Here is a 9,270-nt window from a genome sequence, read left to right on the forward strand (position 1 = left end):
CGACCCGGCCGCGTCGGCGGCGCGCGCGGCGACGAGCTCGGCGACGGCGGCCCGCAGCGGCAGGCCGGTGACCTGGGCACGCGGCAGCGCGGTCCCCGGGAACGTCACGGCGACGTCCGCCGCCCAGCGCGCGCCGAGCCGGTTCGCGAGTCCGGGACGCGCGTTCTGCTCGTGCACGACGACGGGGACGCCCCGTCGCCGCGCGGCGAGGTAGGCGGGCGTCGCGACGTAGCCGCCGAAGCCGACGACGACGTCGGCACCGATCGCGTCGATCGCCGCACCGGCCGCGTCGACGGCCGCACGCAGCCGCGTCGGCAGGCGCAGGTAGTCGGGGGTCGGGCGCCGCGGGAGCGGGACGCGCGGCACGACGTCGAGCGTCAGCCCGTGCTGCGGCACGAGCGTCGACTCCAGGCCCTCGGCCGTGCCGAGCACGCGCAGGACGACGCCCGGGCGCCGGGCCGCGACCGCGTCCGCGACGGCGAGCAGGGGGTTCACGTGGCCCGCGGTGCCGCCGCCCGCGAGCAGGACGGCACCCGGCGTCGCGTCAGCCACGGGACCGCCCGATCACCGCGAGGGACCGCCGCACGACGCTGGGCCGGGCCGCGAGGGCCTCGGCCGCGCCGGGCTCGGACCGCGCGAACGAGATGACGACGCCGAGCGCCGCCATCGTCATGATGAGCGCGGACCCGCCCGCCGACACGAGCGGCAGCGGCAGGCCGATGACGGGCGCCAGGCCGATCACGACGGCGACGTTGACGAACGCCTGGCCGATGATCCAGCACAGCACCGCGCCCGTCGTGATCTGGACGAACGGGTCCGGGTGGCGGCGGATGACGCGCACCATCGCCAGCGCCATGAGGCCGAACAGTCCGAGGACGAGCAGCGTGCCGATCAGTCCCAGCTCCTCACCGATGATCGCGAAGATGAAGTCGTTGTGCGCCGCGGGCAGGTAGGACCACTTCTCGCGGCTCTCCCCCAGCCCGAGGCCGCCCCAGCCGCCGCTCGCGAGACCCCAGCCGCCGTGCAGCGTCTGGTAGCAGGCGCTGCTCGTGTCGCAGCCCTCGGTGGACAGCCACGAGGTGATGCGGTCGGTGCGGTTGTCGCTCGTCACGGTCAGCACGAAGGCGACAGCGGCACCGGCGACCGCGGCGAGTCCGAACATCCGCAGCGGCACCCCGGCGACGAACAGCGCGCCCGCGACGAGCATGAGCAGGACGAGCGCCGTGCCGAGGTCGTGGCCCGCGAGGACGACGAGCACCGCCAGCCCGGCGATCGGGACCACGGGGATGAGCGCGTGCTTCCACTCGTGCAGGAGCGGCAGCTTGCGGGCCAGCACGGCCCCGAGCCACACGGCGAGCGCGAGCTTGATCGCCTCCGACGGCTGCGCGGACATGCCGCCGACGCACACCCAGTTGCGGTTGCCGCCCTCGCCGCAGCCGAGCCCCGGCACGAACACCAGCAGCTGGAAGACGATCGCCGCGCCCAGCACGGGCCACGCGAACGCCTGCATGACGCGGACGGGGACGCGCGACAGGATCACGAGCAGGGGCAGGCCGATGAGCGCGAACTTGGCCTGGTCGGCGAACACCGCGTACGGCGAGTTGCCCTCGTCGAGCGACTCGACGCTCGAGCTCGACAGGACCATGACGAGCCCGATGACGAGCAGGAGCGTCGTGGCGCCCAGCAGCACGTAGTAGCTCGTGACGGCGGAGTTCCACTGCCCGAGCGCCGAGCCGCGCGGCTCGGCCGTCGCGGTCGCGGTGTCGGCCATCGGGTCAGCCCTCCTCGCGCAGCGCGCGCACGGCCTCGGCGAACCGGTCGCCGCGCTCGGCGTACGACGCGAACTGGTCCATCGACGCGCACGCCGGCGCGAGCAGCACCGTGACGGCGTCGGCGGGGGCGCCCGACGCGAGCCGTCGGGCCTCGTGCACGGCGAGGGTCATCACCGCCCCAGTGTCACCGGGCTCGACCTCGACGACCGGGACGTCCGGTGCGTGTCGGGCGAGCGCGTCCCGCAGCGGCTCGCGGTCGGCGCCGATGAGCACGACGCCGCGCAGGCGGTCCCGGCGGCCGGCCACGAGCTCGTCGAACGTCGCGCCCTTCGCGAGCCCGCCCGCGACCCAGACGACGCTGCCCGGCGCGAACGACGCGAGCGACGCGGCCGCGGCGTGCGCGTTGGTGGCCTTCGAGTCGTCGACGTACGCGACCCCGTCGACGACGCCGACGGGCGCGATGCGGTGCGCCCCGGGTGCGTAGGCGCGCAGCCCGTCGCGCACGGCCTGCGGTTCGACACCGTGCGCGAGCGCGAGCGCGCCCGCGGCGAGCGCGTCGGCGACGACGTGCGGCGGGACGGCACCGTCGGGCCCGGCGAGCCGGTGCAGGTCGGCGAGCGTGCCGAGCTCGGCGGCGTGCGTGTGACGCAGCCGCGCGAACCCGCGGTCGACGAGCACGTCCTCCACGAGCCCGACCTGCCCGACGCCCGGGGTGCCCGTCGTGAAGCCGACGGCCACGCAGCCGTCGACGACGTCCGCCTCGCGCACGAGGTGCTCGGTCACGGGGTCGGCCGCGTTGTACACGCACGCGACCTGCGCGCGCTCGTAGATCCGCCCCTTCGCGGCGGCGTACGCGTCGAGCGTGCCGTGCCAGTCGAGGTGGTCGGCCGCGACGTTGAGCACGGCCGCGGCCTGCGCGGACATCGCGTACGTGTGGTGCAGCTGGAAGCTCGAGAGCTCCACGGCGAGCACGTCGAGCGTGGGGTCGGTCGCCGCGAGCACGACGGGCGTGCCGACGTTCCCGACGGCCGCCGTCGCGCGTCCGGCGGCCCGCAGGATCGACTCGAGCATGCCGACGGTCGTCGTCTTGCCGTTCGTCCCGGTGACCGCGAGCCACGGCGCCGGCTCGCCGCCGGTCGTCGCGACGCGCACCTGCCACGCGAGCTCGACCTCGCTCCACACGGGCACCGAGCGCTCGGTCGCGGCGCGCAGCAACGGGTGGTGGGGCGCGAGACCGGGCGACGCGACGACGAGGTCGGTCCGGTCGAGGACGTCTCCCCCGAGCAGCTCGTCGGTGGACAGGACGTCGCCGGCGGCGTCGTCCACGGGGACCACGCGGGCGCCGCGCGACGCGAGCACCTCGGCCGCGGCGCGGCCCGACACCCCCATGCCGGCGACGACGACGCGGGCACCCTCCAGGTCGGGGACCGCCACCTAGCCGGCCACCCACTCGGCGTAGAAGATCCCGACCCCCAGCGCGACGAACAGGCCGGCGATGAGCCAGAACCGGATGACGATGGTGACCTCACCCCACCCGGACAGCTCGAAGTGGTGGTGCAGCGGCGCCATCTTGAAGACGCGTTTCCCGGTGAGCCGGAAGAAGCCGATCTGGATGACGTCGGAGAGCACGACGAGCACGAACAGGCCGCCGATGATCGCCGCGAGGATCTCGGTGCGGGACAGGATCGAGAGACCGGCGAGCGCGCCGCCGAGGGCCAGCGACCCGGTGTCGCCCATGAAGATCTTCGCGGGGCTGGCGTTCCACCAGAGGAAGCCGAAGCACGCACCGGTGATCGCGGCCGCGACGACCGCGAGCGACATGGGGTCGCGCGTCTCGTAGCAGCTGGGCCCGGCCGTCAGGAGGTTCTGGCAGCTCTGGTTGTTCTGCCACACGCCGACGACGACGTACGCGCCGAACACGATGAGCGAGACGCCGGTCGCGAGCCCGTCGAGGCCATCGGTGAGGTTCACCGCGTTCGACCAGGCGGTGATGAGGAAGTTCGCCCAGACGACGAAGAGGATCAGCCCGACCGTCGCACCCGCGAAGGCCAGGTCGATGTTCGTGTCGCGGATGAACGAGATGTGCGTCGACGCGGGCGTGCGGAACTTCTCGTTCGGGAACTGCAGCGCGGCGACCGAGAAGGTGATCCCGACGAGCCCCTGCCCCACGATCTTCCAGCGCGCCTTGAGCCCGAGGCTGCGCTGCCGGGAGATCTTGATGTAGTCGTCGAGGAAGCCGACGACGCCGAGACCCGTCATGAGGAACAGCACGAGCACCGCGGACGCGGACGGCAGGGTGCCGGTCGCCATCTGCGCGCCGCCGAACCCGAGCAGCGTCGCGCCGATGATGACGACGCCACCCATCGTGGGCGTCCCGCGCTTCGTGAAGTGCGCGGTCGGTCCGTCCTGGCGGATGAACTGCCCGTACTGCCGCGCGACGAGGAAGCGGATGAACAGCGGCGTGCCGAGCAGCGCGATGAGCATCGAGAGCCCACCGGCGATGAGGACCGCGATCACCGGGCGACCTCGCCGACGAGCAGGTCGCCGAGCTGCCACAGCCCGGCCCCGTACGACGACTTGACGAGCACGACGTCCCCGGGCCGCAGCTCGCCCTCGAGGAACTGCGCCGCAGCCTCGACGTCGTCCGCGAGCAGGACCTCGTCGCCCCACGAGCCCTCGTGGTTGGCGCCGTCGCGGATCGCGCGCGCGCCCTCGCCGACGACGACCGTGAGACCGATGTTCAACCGGACGACGAGGCGTCCGATCGCGTCGTGCGCCTCGCGGTGCTCATCGCCGAGCTCGAGCATCTCGCCGAGGACCGCGATCGAGCGCCGGTCGCGGCCCGCGAGCACGGCGAGCGCCTTGAGCGCGGCGCGCATCGAGTCCGGGTTGGCGTTGTAGGAGTCGTCGACGACGGTCACGCCGTCGGGACGCTCGACGACGTGCATCCGGTGCGGGCTGAGCGCGTCGGCGGCGCTGAGCCCTGCGGCGACCTCGTCGAGGCTCAGGCCGACCGCGAGCCCCGTGGCCGCCGCGGCGAGCGCGTTGTGCACGTGGTGCTCGCCGACGAGGCGCAGCTCGACGGGCACGGCGCGCGTGCCGCCGTCCGCGTCCCGCGCCTCGAGCATGAACCGTGCACGCCCGGTCCGGTCGACCACGACGCCGCGCGCCCGCACGTCCGCGCCGGCCGACGCACCGAACGTGACGACGTCCCCGGGTGCGAGCTCCGCCATCGCCATGACGCGCAGGTCGTCGGCGTTGAGGACCGCGACGCCGTCGGGCACGAGGCCCTGGACGATCTCGCTCTTGGCGCGCGCGACCGCCTCGATGCCGCCGAAGCCGCCCAGGTGAGCCTGGCCGACGACCAGCACGACCGCGACGTCGGGGGGCGCGATGTCGGTGAGGTAGGTGAGGTGGCCGAGGCCGCTCGCGCCCATCTCGAGCACCAGGAAGCGCGTCGCCTCGTCGGCCTTGAGCACCGTGAGCGGCAGCCCGATCTCGTTGTTGAACGAGCGCACGGGCGCGATCGTGGGTCCCGCGCTGCCGCACAGCTGCGCGAGCAGGTCCTTCGTCGTCGTCTTGCCGACCGAACCCGTGATGCCCACGACCCGCAGACCGGGCGCCCCGGGCTCGAGCGACGCCGCCCGCAGGCGGACGAGCACCTCGCGCGCCAGGTCGCCGAGCGCGCGCTCGACGTCCGGTACGACGACGGTCGGCAAGGGCTGCCCCTCGGGCCCGGTCACGTCGCGCGCGGCGAGCACGAGCGCCGCTCCGGCGGCCACGGCCCCGGCCGCGTAGTCGTGCCCGTCCACGTGCTCACCGGGCAGGGCGACGAACAGCCCGCCCGGCTCGACCTCGCGCGAGTCGACGACGACGGGACCCGCGACGACGAGCGCGGGGTCGACGCCCGCACGCAGCACTCCGCCGGTCGCGGCCGCGATCTCGGCCGCAGTCAGGGCGATCACGCGTGCTGCTCCGCCCGTGCGTGCGAACGCTCGGCCCTGGCCGCGAGGTAGACGTCGCGGTCGTTGTACCGGTGGAACACGCCGGCGATCTCCTGTGTGGGTTCGTGGCCCTTGCCCGTGACGATCACGGTGTCCTGGTCGGTCGCCAGAGCGAGGGCGTCGCGGATGGCCTGGGCGCGGCTCGTCGCCTCGTGCACGTCGGCGCCGGACGGGCGCTCGGCGCGCACGCCCTCGAGGATCGCGGCGCGGATCGTCGCCGGGTCCTCCGAGCGGGGGTTCTCGTCGGTCACGACCAGCACGTCGGCGAGCCGGGCGGCGATCTGGCCCATGATCGGGCGCTTGCCCTGGTCACGGTCGCCGTCCGAGCCGAACACGAGGATCAGCCGGCCGGGCGTGATGGGGCGCACCGCCTCGAGCGCGAGCACCAGGGCGTCGGGCGTGTGCGCGTAGTCGACGAGGCACAGCGGCCACCCGTCGCCCCGCTCGACCACGCGCTCCATGCGGCCGGGGATCTCGTGCGCGTGCGCGACCGCGTCGACCGCGACCGCGAGGTCGACGCCGGCCGCGTGGGCCAGCACGATCGCGAGCGCCGCGTTCGACACGTTGACGAGGCCGGGCAACGGGCTCGCCGCCGCGTGCTCCGTGCCGTCCGGACCGCGCAGCACGAACGACGAGCCGACGCCGTCGAGACCGATGTCGGCCGTCACGACCGCCCAGTCGGCGTCCGCCGCGTGCGGGTCGTCGACGTGCGTCGCGACCGTCTCGACGGGGATCTGCGCGCTGCTCGCGAGGCGCCGACCCCACTCGTCGTCGACCACCACCACGCCGCGGCGCGCCTGCTCGGGGTCGAACAACCGCGCCTTGTCGCGGAAGTACCCCTCCATGTCGCCGTGGAAGTCCAGGTGGTCCCGCTGCAGGTTGGTGAAGCCGACCACGTCGAACGTCAGGCCGCGCACGCGACCGAGCGCGAGCGCGTGCGACGACACCTCCATGGCGACCGCACCGGCGCCCCGCTCGCGCGCGAGCGCGAGGATCGCCTGCAGCGCGGGCGCCTCGACGGTCGTGCGGGGGCTCTCGACGGCGTCGTCGCCGACGCGCAGCTCGACCGTGCCGAGCACCGCCGTGACCGCGTGCGCGGCCCGCAGGGCGGCGTCGACGAAGTACGTCGTCGTGGTCTTGCCGTTGGTGCCCGTGACGCCGACGGTCACGAGGTCCTTGCCCGGGTGGCCGTGCACGTGCGCGGCCAGCGGACCCGACACGGCCCTCGGGTCGTCGGTGAGGAGCACGGGGACGGTCAGGCCGGCGTCGCGGACGAGTGCCGCACCGGCGGTGTCGGTGACGACCGCGACCGCGCCCGCGGCGACCGCCTGCGGGGCGTACGTCGCGCCGTGCACCTTGAGGCCGGGGACGGCGACGAACAGGTCACCGGGCGCGACGTCGCCGCTTGAGACGGTGACGCCGGTGACGGCGAGCGCGGGGTCGAGCGTGTCCGCGACCAGCGAGAACGTGGCGGTGAGGTCGGTCACCCGGTGGGTCGCGGGATGCTGGGGGCGCATCCGGGCCGGGGACGTCATGGGGAGAATCTACCCCGGTCGGACCCCCACCACGCCGCGTCCGGGGCCGCCGTGAGCACGCTCACCACGTCGTCGGGAAGAGCTGCGCCTGGCTTCCCGACGGCGGCACGCCGAGCTCGCCGAGCGCGAACCCGGCGACGTCGCGGAAGACGGGGGCGGCGACCGTGCCGCCGTAGATGGACGTGCGCGGGTTGTGCAGGATCACGCTCACCGCGATGCGGGGCGAGTCGACGGGCGCGACGCCGATGAACGACGCCGTGATGCCCTGGTGGCCCTTGACCCAGTTCTGCGCGGTGCCCGTCTTGCCGGCGACCCGGTAGCCCGGGATCGCGGCGCTCCCGCCGGTGCCGTCGTCGACGACGCTCTCCATCATCGTGAGGACGGTCGCCGCGGTCTGCGGCGAGACGACCTGCGTGGTCGCCGCGGCGGGCTCGGGCGTGTAGGTGCCGTCGGCCGCCGTCCAGCCCTTGATGATGTGCGGCTGGACGCGGACACCGCCGTTCGCGATCGTCGCGAACACCTGCGTGGCCTGCAGCGCGGTCACCGACACCGCCTGCCCGAACAGCACGGCGAACTTGGAGCGGCGGTCCCAGCTGTCCCACGTCTCCCACGACCGCAGGATGCCGGGCGACTCCCCCGGCAGCTCGATGCCCGTGCGCGCACCGAAGCCGAACTTCGTGAGGTAGTCGTGCCGGGTCTGCTGCGGCAGGTTCTGCCCGATCATGACGGTGCCCGTGTTCGACGACTCGGCGAGCACGCCCGTCGTCGTGAGGCGGAGCAGCCCGTGCTCGTGCGAGTCCTTGAACGTCTCGCCGTTCTCCGTCGTGTAGGTGTACGGCACCTCGAACTGCGTGAGCGGGGTGACGAGCCCGGCGTCGAGCGCCGCGGCCATCGTGATGACCTTGCCCGTCGACCCCGGCTCGAAGACGTCGGACACCGAGCTGGCCAGCGAGCCGCCGGTGCTGTCGCCCGGGTCGTTCGGGTCCACCGAGCCGGAGTCGGCCAGGGCCAGCACCTCGCCGGTGCGCGTGTCGAGCACGACCACCGTGCCGCCGTCGGCGCCCGTCGACGCGACCGCGGCCGACAGCGCCTCCTGCGCCTTGAACTGCAGGTCCGACAGGATCGTCAGCTGCACCGAGTCGCCCTGCTGCGCCGGGGAGCCCGCCGAGTACCCGCCGGGGATCGGCTGACCCTTGCGCCCGCGCTCGTAGGTCTCCTCGCCCGGCGAGCCCGCGAGCCGGTCGTCGAGCGACCGTTCGAGGCCCTCGAGGCCCACGCCGCTCGAGTTCACGAACCCGATGACGTTGCCCGCGAGGTCACCGTTCGGGTAGACGCGCTCGGCCACCTTGTCGATCTGGATGCCGGGCAGCTTCAGCGCGCGGATCTCGCGCGCGACGGTCGGCTCCACGTTCTTCGCGATGTAGCGGAACTGGCGGTCGCCCACGAGCATCCCGCCGACCTCGGCCGGGCTCTTGCCGAGGATGGGAGCGAGGCGCTGCGCGACCCCGGCGGCGCCGTCGGGCACCTCGGGCGTGCCGGTGCTCTTGTACTCACCGACCTGCCGCTGGTTCACCGAGATGTCGTAGCGCTCGACGGACATCGCGAGCGGACGCCCCTCGGCGTCGGTGATCTCGCCGCGCGCGCCGAGCACCTCGAACGACGTCATGCGCTTCTCGCGCGCCTCCGCCGCGATCGCGTCGCCACGGATGCCCTGCACCCACACGAGCCGCCCGGTGAACACCGAGAGGACGAGGAGCACGACCACGGTGAGGAACGCCATCCGCGGACGCCCGCCCGTGCGCACGTTCCTCGGCGGACGGCCTCCCCCGCCTCCACGGACCGGCGCACCGCCGCCACGGCGTGGCGCGGCCGCACCGGTCCGGGGGCGCGGGACGACGTCGATCGTGCGCGGCTGCGCCGCCGGTCGCGGGGACGCCTGCCGCGCCGACCCGCCGCGCG

Annotated in this window: 7 protein-coding genes; all 7 read right to left on the reverse strand. The window is 74.2% G+C overall.

What is annotated here, in order from left to right; genetic code table 11:
• A partial coding sequence (locus tag CTKZ_RS16390) for a UDP-N-acetylglucosamine--N-acetylmuramyl-(pentapeptide) pyrophosphoryl-undecaprenol N-acetylglucosamine transferase (protein ID WP_200829783.1) occupies positions 1-552 on the reverse strand: 552 nt, incomplete at its 3' end.
• The gene (gene ftsW, locus CTKZ_RS16395; protein WP_124343946.1) at positions 545-1,771 is read right to left on the reverse strand and encodes a putative lipid II flippase FtsW; all 1,227 of its coding nucleotides are present in this window, start codon (positions 1,769-1,771) and stop codon (positions 545-547) included. The genes ftsW and CTKZ_RS16390, both read right to left, overlap by 8 nt.
• Positions 1,772-1,775: 4 nt before the next feature.
• A complete protein-coding gene (gene murD / locus CTKZ_RS16400) occupies positions 1,776-3,161 on the reverse strand; it encodes a UDP-N-acetylmuramoyl-L-alanine--D-glutamate ligase (protein ID WP_235843522.1) in 1,386 nt (461 codons plus the stop codon).
• 45 nt (positions 3,162-3,206) lie between these two features.
• A complete protein-coding gene (mraY, locus tag CTKZ_RS16405) occupies positions 3,207-4,289 on the reverse strand; it encodes a phospho-N-acetylmuramoyl-pentapeptide-transferase (RefSeq protein WP_124343948.1) in 1,083 nt (360 codons plus the stop codon).
• Positions 4,286-5,737, reverse strand: a complete 1,452-nt coding sequence (locus tag CTKZ_RS16410) for a UDP-N-acetylmuramoyl-tripeptide--D-alanyl-D-alanine ligase (RefSeq protein WP_124343949.1) — start codon at positions 5,735-5,737, stop codon at positions 4,286-4,288. Before CTKZ_RS16410 ends, mraY begins: the two co-directional genes overlap by 4 nt.
• A complete protein-coding gene (locus tag CTKZ_RS16415) occupies positions 5,734-7,311 on the reverse strand; it encodes a UDP-N-acetylmuramoyl-L-alanyl-D-glutamate--2,6-diaminopimelate ligase (protein WP_124343950.1) in 1,578 nt (525 codons plus the stop codon). Before CTKZ_RS16415 ends, CTKZ_RS16410 begins: the two co-directional genes overlap by 4 nt.
• A gap of 61 nt (positions 7,312-7,372) precedes the next feature.
• A complete protein-coding gene (locus tag CTKZ_RS16420; RefSeq protein WP_124343951.1) occupies positions 7,373-9,091 on the reverse strand; it encodes a peptidoglycan D,D-transpeptidase FtsI family protein in 1,719 nt (572 codons plus the stop codon).
• Positions 9,092-9,270 lie beyond the last annotated feature (179 nt).

The organism is Cellulomonas algicola, assembly GCF_003851725.1.
Lineage (GTDB): Bacteria > Actinomycetota > Actinomycetes > Actinomycetales > Cellulomonadaceae > Cellulomonas > Cellulomonas algicola.